Below are 19,168 nucleotides of genomic sequence, written 5' to 3'. Positions count from 1 at the left end.
CATGCTCGACGCGGTCTATTTCGACGGACGCCACGCGCGCGGCCACGCCGTGCGCGTCGCGCTCGACGGCGACGACCTGCACGTTTGCGGTGACGGCATCGAGCGCCGCGAGCCGCTTGCGACGCTGCGCCTGTCGGCGCGCATCGGCCGCGCGCCGCGCACGATCGCGTTCGCCGACGGCGCGTCCTGCGAGCTGCGCGACCACGCGGCGCTGGAGGCGATGCTGCGGCGCACGCCGCTCGGGCGCGGCTGGCTGCATCGCGCCGAGGCCGACTGGAAGATCGTCGCGCTGGCGGTCGTCGCGATCGGATTGCTCGCCGCGGCGACACTGGTCTGGGGCGTGCCGCGCGGTGCGCAGTGGATCGCCGACACGATGCCGGAGCGCATGACGCGGGTCCTGTCCGAACAGAGCCTGGACCTGCTCGACCGCCATCTGCTGCACAAATCGACGCTCGATCCGACGCGCGCCGCCGATCTGACCGGCGCCGCCGAGGCCTTGCGCGCGCCCGACGGTTCGCAGCCGGTATACCGGCTGGAGTTTCGCAGCGCCCCCGATCTCGGGCCGAACGCATTCGCGCTGCCGGACGGTACGGTCGTGCTGCTCGACGAGCTGGTGGCGCTGGCCGACGACGACGCACAGATCCTCGGCGTCATCGGTCACGAACTCGGTCACGTGCATCATCGCCACGGTCTGCGCCTGATCGCGCAGAACTCGGCGATCGGCGTGCTCGCGGCATGGTGGTTCGGCGACGTCAGCACCGTGCTGGCGACGGCGCCGACCGTGCTGATGCAGGCGCGCTATTCGCGCGCGTTCGAGGCAGAAGCCGATCGCTACGCCGCCGCGCTGATGCGCGTCAACGGCATCGCGCCGGCGCGGCTCGGCGCGCTGCTGCGCAAGCTCGACGCGCAGCGCGGGCAGGGCGGTGCCGATCCGCTCGGCGGACTGCTTGATTCGCATCCGGCGCTGCTCGAACGCGCGCGGGCGCTGGAGAGCCTGCCGCCGGACGGCGCCGGGCGTGGCGGCGCCGAACCGTAGCTGCCGCAGCCGGGCAGTGCGACCGTACACTACGCGCCTATGGCGTCTACCGACGATTCCGCCCCCGTCATCCTGCTGATGGGTCCGACTGCGTCGGGCAAGACCGCGCTGGCGCTGGCGCTGGCCGAGCGCCTGCCGGTCGAGATCGTCTCGGTCGACTCGGCGCTCGTCTATCGCGGTATGGACATCGGCTCGGCCAAGCCCGACGCGGCGATGCGGGCGGACGTGCCGCATCATCTGATCGACATTCTCGACCCGGCCGAGCCGTACTCGGCGGCGCGCTTCGCCGAGGACGCGCGGCGGCTGATCGGCGAGATCCGCGGCCGCGGCCGTGTGCCGCTGCTGGTCGGCGGCACGATGCTCTACTTCCGGGCCCTGACCCAGGGCCTCAGCGCGCTGCCGTCCGCCGATCCGCAGCTGCGCGCCCGGCTCGAAGCCGAGGCTGCCCGGCTCGGCTGGCCGGCGCTGCACGCGCGCCTGGCGGCGCTCGATCCGCCGACCGCGGCGCGCCTGCATCCGAACGACCAGCAACGCATCCAGCGGGCGCTGGAGATCGCCGAGCTGAGCGGCATGGCGCCGAGCGCTTTCTACGCGCAGCCCAAAGCCGCCGGCGGCGGCGAGCGCTGGCTCAAGCTGGCGCTGAATCCGCCGGCGCGCGCCGAACTGCATGCGCGGATCGAACGGCGCTTCCACGACATGATGGCGGCCGGCTTCCTCGACGAGGTTGCGGCGCTATACCGGCGCGGCGACCTGCATCCGGAGCTGCCGTCGATCCGCGCGGTCGGCTACCGGCAGCTGTGGGGTCATCTGGCCGGCGAATATCCGATCGACGAAGCGGTCCGGCGCGGCATGGCCGCGACCCGCCAGTTCGCCAAGCGTCAGCTGACCTGGCTGCGCTCCGAATCCGGTCTGGTCTGGCTTGATCCGGCGCAAGCCGACCTCATAGAGAAGGCACTCGCGTTGCACGCCGCCACGGACGACAGCGCAGGCTCGTGAGCAGTGCTACACTGACCGGCGATAACCACGTCCGGGCCACGTAAGTCCGGGTACACAATAGGGAAAATCCGATGTCGAAAGGTCATACGCTACAAGAACCGTTTCTGAACGCCCTGCGCAAAGAACGCATCCCGGTTTCCATTTATCTCGTCAACGGCATCAAGCTGCAGGGCCAGATCGAATCTTTCGACTCGTTCGTCGTGCTGCTTCGCAACAGCGTCAGCCAGATGGTTTACAAGCATGCCATCTCGACCGTCGTGCCGGCGCGTGCCGTGCGCATCTACGACGCGGAAGGCGAAGGCGACGCCGCCGCGGAGACTCCCGCCGCTTGACCGCATCGTCTTCCGTATCCCCCAGTGCCGCCGCCGGTTGTCCGGCGGCGGTCGCGTGTCGAGCCGGCGTCACGGTGCATGCCGTGACGGCTCCCTTGCCGGCCCGCACGGAGCCACGCCGCAGCGGACGTGGCCCGGCCGCGTCGCTGGCGCACTGACGGCCCGGCGCCATGTTTGAGCGACCGAAAGCAGGCCAGAAGGCCCTGCTGGTGCATCTCGAGTTCCCCGGTGCCGACTTCGAGTCCGACCGCCAGGAATTCATCGAGCTGGCGCGTTCGGCCGGCGCTGAGATCATCGACGTCATCGGCGGCTCGCGCCGCGATCCCGATCCGGGCCTGTTCGTCGGCTCCGGCAAGGCCCAGGAGATCGCCGACGCGGTCGCCGCGAGCGGCGCCGAGCTGGTGATCTTCAACCACGCGCTGTCGCCGAGCCAGGAGCGCAATCTCGAGAAGATCGTCAAGGCCCGCGTGCTCGACCGCGCCGGTCTGATCCTCGATATCTTCGCGACCCGCGCCCGCTCGCACGAGGGCAAGCTGCAGGTCGAACTGGCGCAGCTCAACCACGTCGCCACGCGCCTCGTGCGCGGCTGGACGCACCTGGAGCGCCAGCGCGGCGGCGGCATCGGCCTGCGCGGCCCCGGCGAAACCCAGCTCGAAATGGATCGCCGCCTGATCCGCGAGCGCATCGGCACGCTCAAGCGGCATCTGGAGGCGGTGCGCGGGCGCCGCGCGCAGAGCCGCGCCGCGCGCATGCGCAACGACGTGCCGACGGTATCGCTGGTCGGCTACACCAATGCCGGCAAGTCGACGCTGTTCAACGCCCTGACCGGCGACGCCACCTTTGCGTCGAGCCAGCTGTTCGCGACGCTCGACACCACGGTGCGGCGCCTGGCGGTCAAGACCGGCGAGACCGTGCTGCTCGCCGACACCGTCGGCTTCATCCGCGATCTGCCGCACGACCTGATCGCCGCGTTCCGCGCCACGCTCGAGGAAGCGCGCGACGCCTCGCTGCTGCTGCACGTGGTCGACGCCGCCGACCCCGAGCGCACGACCCGCATCCGGCAGGTCGAGGAAGTGCTGGGCGAGATCGGCGCCGACGAAGTGCCACGCCTGCAGGTCTTCAACAAGATCGATCTGCGCGAGGACGAAACGCCGCGCATCGAGCGCGACGAGGAAGGCCGGCCGGCGCGCGTCTACGTTTCGGCGCGCCAGGGACTCGGACTCGACCTGTTGCGCGAGGCGATCGCCGAACGCCTGCAGCCGGCGCTGCAGGAGCAGGAGCTGGTTCTGCCGCCGTCGGCGGCGCGGCTGCGGGCGCAGCTGTTCACCCATCATGCGATCCGCGCCGAGGCGGTCGACGAGCAGGGCAATTTCCATCTGCGCGTGGCCATGCCCTACGAACGCCTGCGCGGATTGTGTGCGGCGGCCGGGGTTTTGCCGCCGCCGTCGCCGCATGTCGTTGAGGAATGGGAGCTATCTCCCTAAAATTTGCGGCTCGCCAGGAGACTGCGCAATCGCAAAGCAGGCAAGGGCCGCCGGGTATCCCGCCGGGCATGCCGACAAATCCCGTCCGCCGTATCCATTGCGGACGTCTGCACGAATACCAGGTAGGAGTCAGTCAATGGCTTGGAATGAGCCCGGCCCCGGCCGCGACCCGTGGAACCAGGGACCGAAGCGCGGCGGCCAAAGTCCGAACCCGCTCGATGATGCGCTGAAGCGTTTCAAGGAGCGCTTCGGCGGCAAGGGCGGTGGTCCCGGCGTGCCGGGCGCCGGCAAGGGCATGCCGTCCGGCCTGTTCGGCGTCGCCGCGCTGCTGATCGCGGCGCTGTGGCTGGGCTCCGGCATCTACGTGGTCGACGAGCAGGAGCGCGCCGTGGTGCTGCGCTTCGGCCAGCACGTCGGCACGACCGGGCCGGGCCCGCACTGGCACCTGCCGTGGCCGGTCGAGGACATCGAGATCGTCAACGTCACCGGCGTGCGCTCGGTGCGCGAGGAAGCGACGATGCTGACCAAGGACGAGAACATCATCGACGTCGAGCTGTCGGTGCAGTACCGCATCTCCAATGTCGACGATTACGTGTTCCAGGTGTCCGAGCCGGACCTGACCCTCAAGCAGGCCCTCAAGGCATCGGTTCGCGAAGTGGTCGGCCAGAGCGAGATGGACTTCATCCTGACCGAAGGCCGCGAGGAAGTCGCCGACGAGACCAAGCGGCTCCTGCAGGAGCGGCTCGACGCCTACCAGGCCGGTCTGGTCGTGACCGAAGTGAACCTGCAGCAGGCGCAGCCGCCGGAGCCGGTGCAGGCCGCGTTCGCCGACGCGATCAAGGCCCGCGAGGACCAGCAGCGCGTCAAGAACGAGGCCGAGGCCTACGCCAACGACCGTCTGCCGAAGGCGCGTGGCGCCGCGGCGCGCCAGATCGCCGAGGCGACCGCCTATCGCGATCAGGTGGTCGCCAGGGCCGAAGGTGACGCGGCCCGCTTCAGCCAGCTCGTCACCGAGTACAAGAAGTCGCCGAAGGTCACCAAGGAACGCCTCTACCTCGACATGATGCAGAGCGTGCTCGGCGGTTCGAGCAAGGTGCTGCTCGACGTCGACAAGGGCAGCCCGATGATCTACCTGCCGCTCGACCAGATCCTCAAGAATGCGCCGGGCGCTTCCGCGGGCACGCCGGACGTTCCGCAGCGTTCCTATCAGGCGGTGCCGCGCAGCGACAGCGGCGGTACCTCCAGCGACAGCTCGCGTTCGCGCGACCGGAGCCGCCAATGAAGAATTCCACTCTGCTGACGATTCTGATCGTCGGCCTCGTCCTCTGGGCGGCGTCGAATTCGCTGTTCATCGTCGACCAGCGCGAGCGCGCGCTGCTGTTCCAGTTCGGCGAGCTCAAGGGCGAGAGCTACACGCCGGGCCTGCATCTGAAGCTGCCGTTCGTGCAGCGCGTCGATACCTTCGACGGCCGCGTGCTGACGCTCGACAACCAGACCGAGAACTTCCTGACGGTCGAGAAGAAGAACGTCGAGGTCGATTACTACGTCAAGTGGCGCATTTCCGACGCCGCGACCTACTACCGCGCGACGCGCGGCCAGGAACTGGTGGCGATGGACCGCCTCGCCGGCATCGTCAACCGCGGTCTGCGCGACGAGTTCGGCTCGCGCACCATCCAGCAGGCGGTATCCGACGAGCGCAACGCCATCACCGCGGCGCTGCGCGAGAGCGTCGTCGACAAGGTCAAGGATCTCGGCATCAGCGTCATCGACGTGCGCATCAAGTCGATCAACCTGCCGCAGACGGTCAGCGAATCGGTCTACGACCGCATGCGCGCCGAGCGCGCGCGCGTCGCTTCCGACCTGCGCGCCCGCGGCGCCGAGGAGGCCGAGAAGATCAGCGCGACGGCTGATCAGGAAGCGCAGGTGACGCTGGCCAACGCCTACCGGCAGGCCGAGCAGCTCAAGGGCCAGGGCGACGCCCGCGCCGCGGAGATCTACGCCAAGGCCTACGGCCAGGATCCGGAGTTCTACAGCTTCTACCGCACGCTGAACGTCTACCGCGACAGCCTCGGCGGGCAGGGCGACGTCATGGTCCTGCAGCCGGACAGCCCGTTCTTCAAGTACTTCAAGAACGGCGTGCCGTGAGCTTCGACTGGACGGAGCTGCTGCGCGCGCTGGCGCTGGTGATGGTGATCGAGGGGCTGATGCCGTTCGCGGCGCCGTCGCAGTGGCGGCGCACGCTGTTCACCATCGCGCAACTCGAAAACCGCAGCATGCGCATGATCGGCTTCGCCAGCATGGTCGCCGGCCTCGCCGTCCTGCAGTTCGTCTAGGAACCAAGATCGACATGAAGAAGTGGATGCTGCCCAGCGGCGTCGAGGAAGCGCTGCCGCCGGTGTCGTGGCAGCTCGAAGACCTGCGCCGCAAGCTGCTCGACTACTACCGCAAGAGCCGTTACGAGCTGGTGCATCCGCCGCTGATCGAGCACCTCGACGCTCTGCTGACCGGCACCGCGCAGGATCTCGAACAGCAGATCTTCAAGCTCACCGATCCGGCCACCGGCCGGCTGCTCGGGCTGCGCGCCGACATGACGCCGCAGGCCGCGCGCATCGCCGCACGGCACTATCGCGACCAGGCGATCGTGCGCCTCTGCTATCTCGGCACCGTGCTGCGCTCGCGCCCCGACAGCCTCGGCGGGCCGCGCTCGCCGCGCCAGGTCGGCTGCGAGATCTTCGGTGAACCCGGCATGACGGCGGATCTCGAAATCCTGCGCGTCATGCTCAAGACGCTGAAGCTGGCCGGCTTGCGCAACGTGCACCTCGACCTCGGCCACGTCGGCATCTATCGCGCCGTCGTCGCCAAGCTCGGCCTCGACGCCGACAGCGAGGCGGTGCTGTTCGACATCGTGCAGCGCAAATCGCATCCGGACCTCGCCGAGTTCGCGCAGGCGCGCCAGCTCAAGCCGCGCGTGGCGCGCACGATGGGCGCGCTGATCGATCTCAACGGCGCGCCCGAGGACGTGCTGGCGCGCGCCGGGGAACTGCTCAAGGGCGAGCGCGGCGAAGTCGTCGCGGCGCTGACGCTGCTCGGCGACACGATCGCCGAACTGCGCCGCGAGATGCCGCGGCTGCCGATCAACCTCGACCTCGCCGAACTGCGCGGCTACCGCTACCAGACCGGCATGGTGTTCGCCGCGTTCGTGCCCGGCCACGGCCGCGAGATCGCGCGCGGCGGCCGCTACGACGGCGTCGGCCACGAGTTCGGCGCGCCGCGGCCGGCGACCGGCTTCTCGGCCGACCTCAACGATTTGCTGCGCCTCGGCGCGTGACCCCCTGGCGCGCTGGGCGCGCCGTTCAAGTGAGTGATGAAGGTGCTTTATGGGTAAGACAGTCGTCGTGATCGGCGCGCAGTGGGGTGACGAAGGCAAGGGCAAGGTCGTCGACCTGCTGACCGACCGCGTGCAGGCCGTGGTGCGCTTCCAGGGTGGCCACAATGCCGGCCACACGCTCGTCATCAACGGCGTGAAGACGGCGCTGAACCTGATTCCGTCCGGCATCATGCGCCCCGGCGTCGCCTGCCTGATCGGCAACGGCGTCGTACTGTCGCTGCCGGACCTCATCAAGGAGATCGAGAAGGTCGAGGCGACCGGCGCGTCGGTGCGCGAGCGCCTGCGCATCTCCGAGGCGACGCCGCTGGTGCTGCCGGTGCACGTCAAGCTCGATCAGGCGCGCGAGCGCGCGCGCGGCGAGAACAAGATCGGCACCACCGGCAAGGGCATCGGCCCGGCCTACGAGGACAAGGTGGCGCGGCGCGCGGTGCGCGTCGGCGACCTGTTCTCGCGCGAGCTGCTGGCTGCCAAGCTCGGCGAGCTGCTCGGCTATCACAACTTCGTGCTGCAGAATTTCTACAAGGAAGAGCCGGTCGACTTCCAGGAAACGCTGGAGACGCTGCTCGGCTACGCCGACATCGTGCGGCCGATGGTCGCCGACGTCACCGAGCTGCTGCGCCTGCACCTGCGCCGCGGCGACAACGTGCTGTTCGAGGGCGCGCAGGGTGCGCTGCTCGACGTCGACCACGGCACCTATCCGTTCGTGACCTCGTCGAACACGACCGCCGGCGGCGCCGCGACCGGCACCGGCGTCGGCCCGCGCGAGCTCGACTACGTGCTCGGCATCGTCAAGGCCTACGCGACGCGCGTCGGCTCGGGTCCGTTCCCGACCGAACTGGTCGACGACATCGGCCAGCAGATTCGCGACAAGGGTGCCGAGTACGGCACCGTGACCAAGCGTCCGCGCCGCTGCGGCTGGTTCGACGCCGTCGCTGCGCGCCGCTCGATCTTCAACAACAGCGTCACCGGCCTGTGCGTCACCAAGCTCGACGTGCTCGACGAGCTCGACGTGATCCGCATCTGCACCGGCTACAAGGTTGACGGCAAGCCGGTCGAAGTGCCGCCGATCGGCGCCGAGGGCTTCGCCAGGGTCGAGCCGATCTACGAGGAAATGCCGGGCTGGCAGGAGAACACCTACGGCGTGACGCGCTACGAGGACCTGCCGGAGAAGGCGCGCCGCTACCTTAAGCGCCTCGAGGAAGTGACGGAAACCGAAGTCGCGATCATCTCGACCGGCCCGGACCGCGAGCACACGATGGTGCTGCGCAATCCGTTCGACTGAAACCGCGCGAGCGACGCCGAAAGCGGCGGTTCCGGCAACGGAGCCGCCGCTTTTTCTTTGCGCGTTGCCGCATCGGCGCCGCCTATGCCGCCGGCCGGTGGTGCTCGCGCACCGGATGGAGTCGCACGGGCCCGCGATTGGTGCGCGTTGCACGATAGCGGTACCAAGGCCCGCCACCGTTCGCTCGCCGACGGCGGGACGAAGGCCCACCCACCGCCCGAACGGCGCCGATCCGGCGATGAACGCGCCGCGTCGTCGTCGCATTCCGGGGTATACCAGCGCATCGTGCTTTGCGCGCCCGCGTCCCCCAAAAATGCCGCCGCAGCAAGGCGCACGCGAGTGGACGGGAATTTGCATCAAGCCGAAGCGCGGGAAGCGGATAACCGCGAGTTATGCGCTCCACTGACAAATTCATTGGCTGGGGAAGCAGGCGCTTCCTAATCTCAACGAGCCACTCGACAGGAAGCGCACGATGTTGACGACGACATACTTTTCCGCTGCGCCGCGCGGCGCGCGCGCGGTGCAGACCGCGCTCGGAACCGTCCGGCCGGGCGTCGCGCCATGAGCGCGGCCGCAGACATGGCGCCGGCCCCGCTGTCCGGTGCGCAGTGGTCGGCGACGCTCGCCGACGAAATCGGCAAGGCGGTCCTCGGCCAGCGCCCGATCATCGAACGCCTGCAGATCGCGCTGCTGACCGGCGGCCACGTGCTGCTCGAAGGCATGCCGGGCCTGGCCAAGACGCTGCTCGTCAAATCGCTCGCGCAAGCGCTCGGCGTGCGCTTCGAGCGCATCCAGTTCACGCCGGACCTGTTGCCGAGCGACGTGGTCGGCACGATGGTGTACTCGCCGGGTGACGGCAAGTTCTCGCCGCACCTGGGCCCGATCTTCGCGAACCTGGTCCTCGCCGACGAAATCAACCGCTCGCCGGCCAAGGTGCAGAGCGCGCTGCTCGAAGCGATGCAGGAACGGCAGGTGACGATCGGCGGCGCCACGCACGCGCTGCCCAAGCCGTTTCTGGTGATGGCGACGCAGAACCCGGTCGAGCAGGAAGGCACCTATCCGCTGCCGGAAGCGCAGCTCGACCGCTTCCTGTTCAAGCTGATGCTCGACTACCCGGCGGTCGACGAAGAAATCGAGATGATGCGGCGCTGGGGCCAGGTCACCTCGCAGCCCGAAGTGCAGGCCGTCGCCAGCGGCGCGCAGCTGCTGGAACTGCGCAAGCAAGTCGATCGGGTGCATGTCGCCGACGCGATCCAGGCCTACATCGTCGCCCTGGTCCGCGCCACGCGCGCGATCGCCGCGCGCAAGGAAGATTCGTCGCGCGAGCCGCGCACGCTGGCCTTCGGCGCTTCGCCGCGTGCCTCGCTCGGCCTGCTGCAGGCGAGCAAGGCGCTGGCCTGGCTGCGCGGCAGCGATTTCGTGGCGCCGGCCTTCGTGCAGGACATCTTTCTCGACGTCATGCGTCACCGCGTCGGCCTGACCTACGAGGCCGAAGCGATCGGCATGACGACCGATCAGGTGCTGGCCGAGGTGCTGCGCCAGACCGCGGTGCCGGAACCGGACGCCGGCGCGCGCTGAACGCCGTCCGCTCCCCGCTCGCCCTTCGCTCGTACAGGTCCGACTCAATGGCGCCGATTCCCGCCGCGACCGCCGTCCTGCCGACCGCGCCGAAAGCGGCGCTGCGGCGCATGGAGTGGCAGATCGAGCGTGCGGTCAACACCACGCTGTCCGGCGACTACCGCTCGGCATTCCGCGGCCGCGGCATGGAGTTCGATCAGGTCGTCAAGTACCAGTGGGGCGACGACCTGCGCGACATCGACTGGAACGTGACGGCGCGGCTCGGCGAGCCGTACCGCAAGAAGTTCGTCGAAGAGCGCGAGCTGTCGCTGATCTTCGTGTTCGAGGATTCGCCGGCGCTGCAGTTCGGCTCCGGTGCGCGCACGCGCCGCGAATCGCTGCTCGAAGTCGCCGCGCTGCTGATGCTGCTGGCTTCGGTGAACCGCGACCGCGTCGGCCTGTTCTACAGCTCGCCGGTCGCGTCCTGGTATCAGCGGCCGATGGCCGGCCGCAAGAGCACGCTGCGTATGGCCTCGCGCCTGCTCGACACGCCGCCGCCGCCGCTCGATGTGGCGCCGGACTGCGCGCTGCCGTGGCGGATGATCCGCCGCGCGGCTTCGAACGGCAGCGTGATCCTCTGGTTCGGCGCTTTCATGCCGACCGAAACGCCGGAGGGCTGGCGCGTGCTGCAGCAGCGCTGCCAGACGATCGGCGTGCGCGCCGACGACGCCTGGGACGATGCGCTGCCGGAGTGCGGGCGCCTGGCCGTCTACGACCCGGTCGCCGGCCGCGTCGTCAATCTCGATCCTGCGTCGCGCGCCGAGCGCCATGCGCACGCGCAGTGGCGCGTCTGGCGCGACGCCTATTTCAGCCGCCTGTTCCCGACGCCCGGCGGCCGCCTCGCGGTACGCAACGACGAGGACCTGCTGCAGTCGCTGATCGCCTACTTCCGCCGGCACAAGCAGCCCGGCGCCCGCGGCTGAGGGACTGACGTATGCCGGGCTGGACGTTTCACGACTCTCTCTGGCTGTGGCTGCTGGCCGCGCTGCCGCTGCTGATGTGGCTGCGCCGGCGCCGCGGCGTGACGGTGCTGGTGGTGCCCGAGGCGCAGCAGTGGCAGATGTCGGCGAGCGCCAATTCACCGCCGTGGGCGGTGGCCTGCGCGTATGCCGGGCTGGCGCTGCTGATCGTCGGCCTGGCGCGGCCGCAGTTCCTGGAGCCGGAGAAGGACCCGAAGCGCAGCGGCTACGACTTCATCATCGCCATCGACCTGTCGACCAGCATGTACGCCGAGGACTTCCAGCGCGGCGGCACGACCACCAACCGCCTGCAGGCGATCAAGCCGATCATCTCCGCCTTCATCAACCGCCGTCCGGACGACCGCATCGGCATCGTCACCTTCGGCGGCCGCGCCTATACCTTCGCGCCGCTGACCTTCGACCACGAGTGGCTGCGCAAGCAGACGGCGCGCCTGTCGATCGGCCTGATCGAGGATGGCACCGCGATCGGCGACGCGATCGGCGTCTCGCTGTCGCGCCTGCGCCAGGGACAGAAGGGGGAGGCCGGCAAGCGCGAGGGCGCGTTCATCGTGCTGCTCACCGACGGCGCCAGCAACAAGGGTTCGCTCGATCCGCGCCAGGCCGCGCAGCTCGCGGCCGAGGACGGCGTCGCCGTCTACACGATCGGCGCCGGTGCCGAAGGCAATATTCCGATGCCGGTGTTCGACTACGCCGGCAAGCGCGTCGGCACCGAGATTCGCGCGTCGGAAGTCGACACGCTGCTGCTGCGCGACATTGCCGAGAGCACCGGCGGCCTGTTCTTCCGCGCCACCGACGAGCGCGCGGTCGGTCAGGCCTTCGCGCAGATCGACCGCGAGAACAAGATCGACTTCGATGCGCCGCCGCCGCTGATCAGCCATGAACTGTTCGCGTACTTCGCGCTGCCGGGCGTCGCCTTGCTCGGCCTGGCGCTGTTCGGCGCCGTGCGTCGCAGCGGCGAGGATGCCTACGCATGAGCTGGGGTTCACCACTGCTGTTGCTGGCATTGCTGCTGCCGCTGCTCGGCGCCGTCGCGATGCGCCGCCATGCGCGGCGCATCGCGACGGCGCGCTGGCCGGCGATGCGGCGGGTCGCGGTCGTCGGCGAACGCCTGCGCGCGCGGGTGCCGGGGCGCCCGCGGCCGCGCGTGCTGATGCTGCTGGCGATCGCGCTGGCGATCGTGGCGCTGGCGCAGCCGCGCTGGGGCGAGCAGGATCAAAGCGCGTTCACCAGCGCGCGCGAGGTGATGATCGCGCTCGATCTGTCGCGCAGCATGCTCGCCGAGGACGTCGAGCCGACGCGGCTCGATCACGCCGCGGCGATCACCGAATCGCTGCTCGATGCGCTCAAGGGCGAGCGCGTCGGGCTGATCGTGTTCGCCGGCACCGCGTTCGTGCAGGTGCCGCTGAGTTCCGATTACCAGATTATCCGCGAGTTCCTGCCCGACCTCGGGCCGGACTACATGCCGCAGGGCGGTTCCGACTACACCGGCATGCTCAAGGCGGCGCTCGAAGGTTTCGGCGAGGAGCCCGACGTCGACCGCTACCTGATCGTGCTCAGCGACGGCGAGAGCACGACCGAGGGCTGGCAGGACCTGCTCGACACGCTGGAGAAGCGGCAGATCCACGTGATCGCGCTCGGACTCGGCACCGAGGCCGGCGGCTTCATCCGCGACGCCAGCGGCGCCTACCTGCAGGATTCGCGTGGCGGCACGGTGCACTCGAAACTGATGCCGTCGACGCTGCTGACACTGGCGCGGCGCACGCACGGCGAGTACCTCAATGCCAGCACGCTCGAGGACGTCGGACCGCTACTGCAGAAAACCGTCGCGACCGGCCGCAAGGGTCGTTTCGGCGATGAACTCGGCACCGCCAGCCGCGAGCGCTTCCAGTGGTTCCTGCTGCCGGCGGTACTGCTCGGCCTGCTCGGCCTGTTCACCGAATTCCACCAGCGGCCGCAGCCGCGCGAGATCCATCGACGCAAGACCGGCGCGACGGTGCGCAGCGGCGTGCCGCTGGCACTGGCCGCGCTGGCGACGCTCGCCGGCGGCGAACAGGCGCGCGCGCATTTCGACGCCGACGCGCAGTTCGAGGTGCGCGAGGTATTCGACAGCAACCCGAGCGAGCGTCTGCGCGCGATCGTCGATCACCTCGGCCGCTACGGTTACGACGCCTACGATATCCGCCTGATGGTCGAGGAGACGATCAAATACGGCCTCGACGAGCAGCGCACCGAGCTGGTTCCGGCCGAGGGCGTGATCCGCGATGCGATCGACGCGACCTACGAGGGCGAGCGGCTCGACAAATCGGTTGCCAACTGGGCGTTCTACCGCGCGCGCCTGACCGAGATGCTCAAGCCGCCGGCCGGCGAGGACGGCGCCAACAAGGCCGCGCAGAACAAGGCCAATCCGCTCGACGAGGAGGACAAGCCGCCGACCGTCGCCGGCCAGAGCACGCAGCAGTCGGCGAACGATTCGTTCGGCCAGGGCTCGGCGACCAAGACCGACGCCTCGCTCGGCGATCTGTCGCCCGACGCCGATTCGCCGGTCGCCAAGAAGAACCAGACGCCGCCGCCGAAGAACGTGCGCATGGCGGCGCTGCGCGCGGCGAAGTCCGGCGAGAGCCGCGCCGGCCCGGACCCGATCCTCGAGTTCTCGAAGCAGCGCCTCAAGGACGTCGCCGAGCGCGATTCGCCGGGGCGCCTGCATCAGCTGATGAGCGAGAGCACGCAGGCGCAGCAGACCACGGAACAGGAAGACTGGTGATGACGGCGACCCTCCGCGGCTGGTTCACGGCAATGGTGCTGGCGGCGACGCTGGCCGCCGCCGCGCTGCCGTCCGGCGCGCGCGCCACGGTTGCGGGCGACATGCCGGACACCGCCGCCGGCGCCGATGCGCCGGTCGCCGCCGCGGTTGCCGTCAGCGCCGCGCCGCTGGCGCTCGGCCGCGTCGGCAGCGCGCCGTGGCCCTTCGCTCCGGCCTGGTTCGCGCTCGGTGCGCTGCTGGTCCCGGCCGCACTGTGGCTGGTGCTGGCCTGGAAGCAGGCGTTCGAAACCGATCCGGTGCGCGGCCGCCGTCGCGGCGTGCGCGAGCTGCACCGCCTGCTGCGCGAGCTGCAGCGTGCGCCCGGCACGCGGCCGACGCCACGCCAGCTGCACCGCTGGCTGCTGGCCGCGGCGCGGGCCTGGGACCTGCGCAGCGCCGCGCCGAGCGCCGACGAGCTGGCGGCGGCGATCCGGGTGCTCGGCGGCGACGACACGCTCGCCGGGCAGTGGCAGGGCCTGTGGCGCGCGACCGAGCGCGGCCTGTACGCCGCCGATGCCGGTCTCGCCGACAACTGGGCCGAGCGCGCCCAGGCGCTCGGTGCGGCGCTGCTGGTGCCGCCGCGCACGCGGCGCGGGCCTGATCGCCGCGTCGATTGGCTGCCGCCGCTGGCGGTGCTGACGCTGGCGCTGTGGCTCGGGGCGCCGGAGGCGGCGCGCGCCGGGTCCGCGGCACCCGCGACGGCATCGGCTGTCGCGGCCGATGCCGCCGAGTCGCTGGCGATGCGCGATGCCGCGCTCGTCGCGCTGCAGGCGCAGCCGCGCGACTGGGCGGCGCACGAAAATCTCGCGCACTTCTACCTGCAGCAGCAGGACGGCGATCGCGCGCTGGCGCATGCGACGGCCGCGTTCCTGCTGCACTCGTCGACGCCTCAGGCGCGCGACACGTTGCGTGCGGCGCTCGCGCTCGCACCCGGCGCCGATTCACGTCTGCAGCGCCTGTTCCTCGGCAATGCGCTCGAGCGCCTGCCGGCCGCGCTGGCGCCCGGCGGCTGGCAGCGCGCGGCGCTGCTGGCGAGCCTGCTGTTCGCGGCCGCCGCGGCGGTGCCGATCGTCGGCCGCTACCGCGGCTGGCCGCGCCGCTACCGCTATGCCGGCATCGGCGCAGCCGGCGTGGCGCTGCTGGCGCTGGCGGCCTCGATCGGCGCCTGGCAGGCCTACGGCGAGCTGCGCCTGGGCAACGCCGGCCTGCTGCTGCAGCGCGTCAACCTGAGTCCGACGCCGACCGATCTGGTGCCGCAGGACGAGACCACGCCGGCCGCCGGCGGCAGCGTGGTGCTCGGCCTGCGCGCTTTCCTCGGCTGGCGCCAGGTCGCGGCCGGTTCGCAGGTCGGCTGGGTCCGCGCCGGCGCCGTGATGCCGCTCTACGGCGAAGCCGCGCCGCCGCCTGCCGCGCCCGCGCGGCCGTGAGCGCGGTGGCGCCGGCGCGGTGCGGAGTCGATCGCGCGCGCTGCGGTACGGTGCCGCGCACCCGCACCCGCACCCGCACCCGCACCCGCACCGCCGCGGTCGCGGTCGCGGTCGCGTCGCGCCTGGCGCATAACCGCGGGTTATGCGCAGGGTTTCGCAATTCATTGGTGCGCCGCTCTGGCGCCCGATATGGTCTGGTGACGTGGTCGGGGCGTGATGGGCTCACCCGCGTCGTGAGGACGTATCGCTTCGGTTCTGTCTGCGTCGGCCGCGTCGTGGCCGCGCTTCTTCTCTTCCGTTCTTCCAGGGGCTCATCATGAAAATCACGCGACGCTCGGTGTTGACGGCTTCGGCCATGGCCGGCCTGGCGGCGGTGCCGTTCGGCACCGCGACTGCTGCACCCGAGCGTGCCGGGCGCGTCAGCCCGACCAAGCCGCTGCGCATCGCCGTCATGCACTTCGCGCACGAGACGGTGACCTTCCTACCGTACGACACCACGCTCGACGACTTCATCTACGAAGGTTCGCCGGCGCGCGGCGAAGCGCTGCTGAACTCCTCGCCGCGCAGCTACATCGGCGGTTTCGTGAAGGTGGCGCGCGAGCACGCCAACGTCGAACTGGTCGGCGTCGAATCGCCGCTCGGCTCGAAGAAGGGCTCGGGCTCCGGCTGGATCACCAAGGAAGCGTTCGACACGCTGCTCGACAAGATGATCGCCGACCTCAAGGCGCAGGGCCCGTTCGACGGCGCCTATCTGTCGCTGCATGGCGCGATGGGCGTGCGCGACGTCGCCAAGCCGGAATCGATCATCGCCGCGCGCGTGCGCGAAGTGGTCGGCCCGAAGGCCTACATCGTCGGCACCTTCGATCCGCACGGCAACGAGGACGCCGAGTTCCTGCGCCACGCCGACCTTGCGTTCACGATCAAGTATTACCCGCATTACGACGGCTTCCTGCAGGGCGAGCGCGCGGCGCGCACGCTGATCCGCGCCTGCCGCGGCGACTACAAGCCGACGACGGCGACGCGCAAGCCGCCGATCCTGACCGCCTCGGTGCTGCAGTGGACCGGCGCGTCGCCGTGGATGGATCTGGTGCAGCGGGCGCTGGTCTGGGAGGCGCGCGAGCCGGACGTCTACGTCAACTTCTACTACGGCTTCGCGTTCGCCGATGTGGTCGATGCCGGCATGTGCTTCCAGGTGATGACCAACGGCAAGCCGGAACTGGCGAACCACATCGCCGACGACATGGCCAACACCGCCTGGCGTCTGCGCGAGCAGCTGGTGAACGGCACCAAGGTCTATTACATGAAGGAGGCGGTGAAGCTCGGCAAGGAAGCGCTCGCCAGCGGCAAGTATCCGATCGTCTTCGCCGACCACAGCGACCGCAGCGGTGCGGCGACCTGGCTGCTCGAACAGATCATCGCGCAGAAGATGAGCAATACGCTGATCGGCACCATCGCCGATGCCGACGTGATCGAGACGCTGCGCAAGAAGGGCGTCAAGGTCGGCGACAAGTTCGACATGGAGATCGGCGGCAAGCTCGATCCGTCGGCGGGCAAGCCGGTGCGCATCACCGGCACCGTCTACACGGTCAGCGGCGCGGCCGGGCGTCCGGAATACGGCACCAAGGCCGGCGGTTCGCAGCTGTGGGTCAGCGTCAAGTTCGGCGACGGCAACGTCGTCATCATCAGCCCGTATCTGCACCAGAACACCGAGCCGGAGACCTGGCTGTCGATCGGCATCAACCCGGCGGACTTCAAGGCGTTCGCGATCAAGTCGCGCGTGCACTTCCGCCGCGGCTACTACGACAACGGCTACGCCAAGACCATCCTGCTCTGCGAGCCGGAGACGCCGTTCGTCGGCACCGTGCATCTCGAAGCGCTGAACTACAAGCATCTGCCGCGCGACAAGTTCTATCCGTACGGCAAGAACGTCAGCTATCCGTAAGCGCGGCGCGCGGTCCCCCGCGGCGGCGCGATGCGGATCTTCGGGTTCGTCGATCGCGCCGCCGTCTTCGTTCCGGCGGTCATGCACCGCACCCGCTGCGGCGGGCAGCAGGAGAGGGCTTCATGAAGATCACCCGGCGCAAGGTACTCGCCGCCTCGGCGATGGCGGGACTCGCGGCGGCGCCGTTCGCCGGCGCCGTGCAGGCGGCCGACAAGCGCGGCGCGCTGAACGCGAGCAAGCCGCTGCGCATCGCCGTGATCTACTTCGTGCACGAGACGGTGACCTTCCTGCCGTACGACACCACGCTCGACGACTTCATCTACGAAGGCTCGCCGGCGCGTGGCGAGGCCTTGCTCGGCTCCGATCCGCGCGGCGCGATCGGCGGCTTCGTCAAGGTCGCGCGCGAGCACGCCAACATCGAGCTGGTCGGCATCGAGTCGCCGCTGTTTCCGAAGCGCGGCACGGCGTCCGGCTGGATCGACAAGACGACCTACTACCACTTCGTCGACAAGATGGTCGCCGAGCTGAAAGCCCAGGGGCCGTTCGACGTCGTTTACCTCGCGCTGCACGGCGCGATGGGCGTGCGCGGCGTCGAGCGGCCGGAAGCGGAGCTGGCGCGGCGCGTGCGTCAGGTGGTCGGGCCGAAGGCCTGCATCGGCGGCACTTTCGATCCGCACGGCAACGAGGACGCCGAGTTCCTGCGCCACGCCGATTTCGCGTTCTGCGTGAAGTATTACCCGCACTACGACTACTACCTGCAGGGCGAGCGCATGGCGCGCGTGCTGATCCGCGCCGCGCGCGGTGACTACAAGCCGGCGACGGCGACGCGCAAACCGCCGATCATCACGCCGTCGGTGCTGCAGTGGACGGGCCAGTCGCCGTGGATGGATCTGGTGCAGCGGGCGCTGGTCTGGGAGGCGAGGGAGCCGGACGTCTACGTCAATTTTTACTACGGCTTCGCGTTCATGGACTCGGCCGAGGCCGGCATGTGTTTCCAGGCCATCACCAACGGCAATCCGGAACTGGCGAACCGCATCGCCGAGGACATGGCGAACACCGCCTGGCGCCTGCGCGACGAGCTCGTGCACGGCACCAAGGTCTACTACATGAAGGACGCGGTGAAGCTCGGCAAGGAAGCGCTCGCCAAGGGCCAGACGCCGATCGTGTTCGCCGACCACAGCGACCGCACCGGTGCCGCGACCTGGCTGCTCGAGCAGATCATCGCGCAGAAGATGAGCAAGACGCTGATCGGCACCATCGCCGACGCCGATGCGATCGAGGCGCTGCGCAAGAGGGGCGTGCGCCCGGGCGATCCGTTCGACATGGAGATCGGCGGCCGTCTCGACGATTCGGCCGGCAAGCCGGTGCGCATCACCGGTACCGTCAACACGGTCAGCGGCGCGCCGCAGCGTCGCGGCGGCGGCGCGGTCGGCAGCGGCGGCTCGCAGCTCTGGGTCAGCGTCAGGTTCGGCGACGGCAACGTCGTCATCATCAGCCCCTACCTGCATCAGAACACCGATCCGGAGGCCTGGACCGACCTCGGCATCAATCCGGCGGACTTCAAGGCGTTCGCGATCAAGTCGCGCGTGCACTTCCGCCGTGGCTACTACGACAGCGGTTTCGCCAAGACCATCCTGCTCTGCGAGCCCGAGCAACCCTTCGTCGGCACCGTCCACCTGGAGGCGCTGCACTACCAGCACCTGCAGCTGGACAAGTTCTATCCGTACGGCAAGAACCTTAGCTATCCCTGAGGTCTGCCATCGCTGCGCCTTCTGACCCACATCCCCAAGCCAATATGAAAATCACCAGAAGAACCGCCCTGACCGCGTCCGCGATGGCGGGCCTCGCCGCTGTGCCGTTCGGCTCGGCGCTGGCCGCCGGCCG

At 69.7% G+C, this 19,168-nt stretch carries 16 protein-coding genes; all 16 read left to right on the top strand.

What is annotated here, in order from left to right; all coding sequences use genetic code 11:
- Position 1: 1 nt before the first annotated feature.
- The 16 genes from K343_RS21535 (at position 2) to K343_RS0109110 (ending at position 19,035) form a co-directional block, all read left to right on the top strand.
- Positions 2–1,036, top strand: coding sequence for a M48 family metallopeptidase (locus tag K343_RS21535; protein ID WP_051278104.1), 1,035 nt, complete (start codon positions 2–4; stop codon positions 1,034–1,036).
- 78 nt (positions 1,037–1,114) lie between these two features.
- Positions 1,115–2,032, top strand: coding sequence for a tRNA (adenosine(37)-N6)-dimethylallyltransferase MiaA (miaA, locus tag K343_RS0109185; protein ID WP_245585157.1), 918 nt, complete (start codon positions 1,115–1,117; stop codon positions 2,030–2,032).
- Positions 2,033–2,103: 71 nt separating this feature from the next.
- Positions 2,104–2,364 carry an RNA chaperone Hfq gene (hfq, locus tag K343_RS0109180; protein WP_028007821.1) on the top strand — a complete coding sequence of 87 codons (261 nt, stop codon included), beginning with the start codon at positions 2,104–2,106 and terminating at the stop codon, positions 2,362–2,364.
- A 170-nt stretch (positions 2,365–2,534) separates the two neighbouring features.
- Complete coding sequence (gene hflX, locus K343_RS0109175; RefSeq protein WP_028007820.1) at positions 2,535–3,848, top strand: ribosome rescue GTPase HflX; 1,314 nt, start codon at positions 2,535–2,537, stop codon at positions 3,846–3,848.
- Positions 3,849–3,984: 136 nt separating this feature from the next.
- Entirely contained in the window at positions 3,985–5,130 is a 1,146-nt protein-coding gene (gene hflK / locus K343_RS0109170) for an FtsH protease activity modulator HflK (protein WP_028007819.1), read from the top strand.
- Entirely contained in the window at positions 5,127–5,993 is an 867-nt protein-coding gene (hflC, locus tag K343_RS0109165) for a protease modulator HflC (RefSeq protein WP_028007818.1), read from the top strand. Before hflK ends, hflC begins: the two co-directional genes overlap by 4 nt.
- Complete coding sequence (locus K343_RS0109160) at positions 5,990–6,181, top strand: DUF2065 domain-containing protein (protein WP_028007817.1); 192 nt, start codon at positions 5,990–5,992, stop codon at positions 6,179–6,181. The genes hflC and K343_RS0109160 overlap by 4 nt, the downstream gene beginning before the upstream one ends.
- 14 nt (positions 6,182–6,195) lie before the next feature.
- Complete coding sequence (locus K343_RS0109155; protein WP_043112438.1) at positions 6,196–7,176, top strand: ATP phosphoribosyltransferase regulatory subunit; 981 nt, start codon at positions 6,196–6,198, stop codon at positions 7,174–7,176.
- 49 nt (positions 7,177–7,225) lie between these two features.
- Complete coding sequence (locus tag K343_RS0109150; protein WP_028007815.1) at positions 7,226–8,518, top strand: adenylosuccinate synthase; 1,293 nt, start codon at positions 7,226–7,228, stop codon at positions 8,516–8,518.
- A gap of 561 nt (positions 8,519–9,079) precedes the next feature.
- Complete coding sequence (locus K343_RS0109145; protein WP_084615795.1) at positions 9,080–10,096, top strand: AAA family ATPase; 1,017 nt, start codon at positions 9,080–9,082, stop codon at positions 10,094–10,096.
- A gap of 47 nt (positions 10,097–10,143) precedes the next feature.
- Positions 10,144–11,058, top strand: coding sequence for a DUF58 domain-containing protein (locus K343_RS0109140; protein WP_211226202.1), 915 nt, complete (start codon positions 10,144–10,146; stop codon positions 11,056–11,058).
- 11 nt (positions 11,059–11,069) lie between these two features.
- Positions 11,070–12,089 (top strand): VWA domain-containing protein, encoded by a 1,020-nt coding sequence (locus tag K343_RS0109135; protein WP_028007812.1) that lies wholly within the window; start codon positions 11,070–11,072, stop codon positions 12,087–12,089.
- Positions 12,086–13,876 (top strand): vWA domain-containing protein, encoded by a 1,791-nt coding sequence (locus tag K343_RS23360; protein WP_084615794.1) that lies wholly within the window; start codon positions 12,086–12,088, stop codon positions 13,874–13,876. The genes K343_RS0109135 and K343_RS23360 overlap by 4 nt, the downstream gene beginning before the upstream one ends.
- A complete protein-coding gene (locus tag K343_RS0109125) occupies positions 13,876–15,342 on the top strand; it encodes a hypothetical protein (RefSeq protein ID WP_028007811.1) in 1,467 nt (488 codons plus the stop codon). Before K343_RS23360 ends, K343_RS0109125 begins: the two co-directional genes overlap by 1 nt.
- A gap of 436 nt (positions 15,343–15,778) precedes the next feature.
- Positions 15,779–17,284, top strand: coding sequence for a M81 family metallopeptidase (locus K343_RS0109120; protein WP_043112481.1), 1,506 nt, complete (start codon positions 15,779–15,781; stop codon positions 17,282–17,284).
- 242 nt (positions 17,285–17,526) lie between these two features.
- Entirely contained in the window at positions 17,527–19,035 is a 1,509-nt protein-coding gene (locus K343_RS0109110) for a M81 family metallopeptidase (RefSeq protein ID WP_043112479.1), read from the top strand.
- Positions 19,036–19,168 lie beyond the last annotated feature (133 nt).

The sequence above is a fragment of the Solimonas flava DSM 18980 genome, from assembly GCF_000426685.1.
In the GTDB taxonomy this organism is placed as follows: Bacteria; Pseudomonadota; Gammaproteobacteria; order Nevskiales; family Nevskiaceae; genus Solimonas; species Solimonas flava.
The sequence above is the reverse complement of the archived record's forward strand: the minus strand, read 5'-3'. Positions and strand labels throughout refer to the sequence as shown.

Bases quoted from the DNA above. Each gene is read 5' to 3' on its own strand.
- K343_RS21535 (WP_051278104.1), top strand. From the start codon at position 2: ATGCTCGACGCGGTCTATTTCGACGGACGCCACGCGCGCGGCCACGCC.
- miaA (WP_245585157.1), top strand. From the start codon at position 1,115: ATGGGTCCGACTGCGTCGGGCAAGACCGCGCTGGCGCTGGCGCTGGCC.
- hfq (WP_028007821.1), top strand. From the start codon at position 2,104: ATGTCGAAAGGTCATACGCTACAAGAACCGTTTCTGAACGCCCTGCGC.
- hflX (WP_028007820.1), top strand. From the start codon at position 2,535: ATGTTTGAGCGACCGAAAGCAGGCCAGAAGGCCCTGCTGGTGCATCTC.
- hflK (WP_028007819.1), top strand. From the start codon at position 3,985: ATGGCTTGGAATGAGCCCGGCCCCGGCCGCGACCCGTGGAACCAGGGA.
- hflC (WP_028007818.1), top strand. From the start codon at position 5,127: ATGAAGAATTCCACTCTGCTGACGATTCTGATCGTCGGCCTCGTCCTC.
- K343_RS0109155 (WP_043112438.1), top strand. From the start codon at position 6,196: ATGAAGAAGTGGATGCTGCCCAGCGGCGTCGAGGAAGCGCTGCCGCCG.
- K343_RS0109150 (WP_028007815.1), top strand. From the start codon at position 7,226: ATGGGTAAGACAGTCGTCGTGATCGGCGCGCAGTGGGGTGACGAAGGC.
- K343_RS0109145 (WP_084615795.1), top strand. From the start codon at position 9,080: ATGAGCGCGGCCGCAGACATGGCGCCGGCCCCGCTGTCCGGTGCGCAG.
- K343_RS0109140 (WP_211226202.1), top strand. From the start codon at position 10,144: ATGGCGCCGATTCCCGCCGCGACCGCCGTCCTGCCGACCGCGCCGAAA.
- K343_RS0109135 (WP_028007812.1), top strand. From the start codon at position 11,070: ATGCCGGGCTGGACGTTTCACGACTCTCTCTGGCTGTGGCTGCTGGCC.
- K343_RS23360 (WP_084615794.1), top strand. From the start codon at position 12,086: ATGAGCTGGGGTTCACCACTGCTGTTGCTGGCATTGCTGCTGCCGCTG.
- K343_RS0109125 (WP_028007811.1), top strand. From the start codon at position 13,876: ATGACGGCGACCCTCCGCGGCTGGTTCACGGCAATGGTGCTGGCGGCG.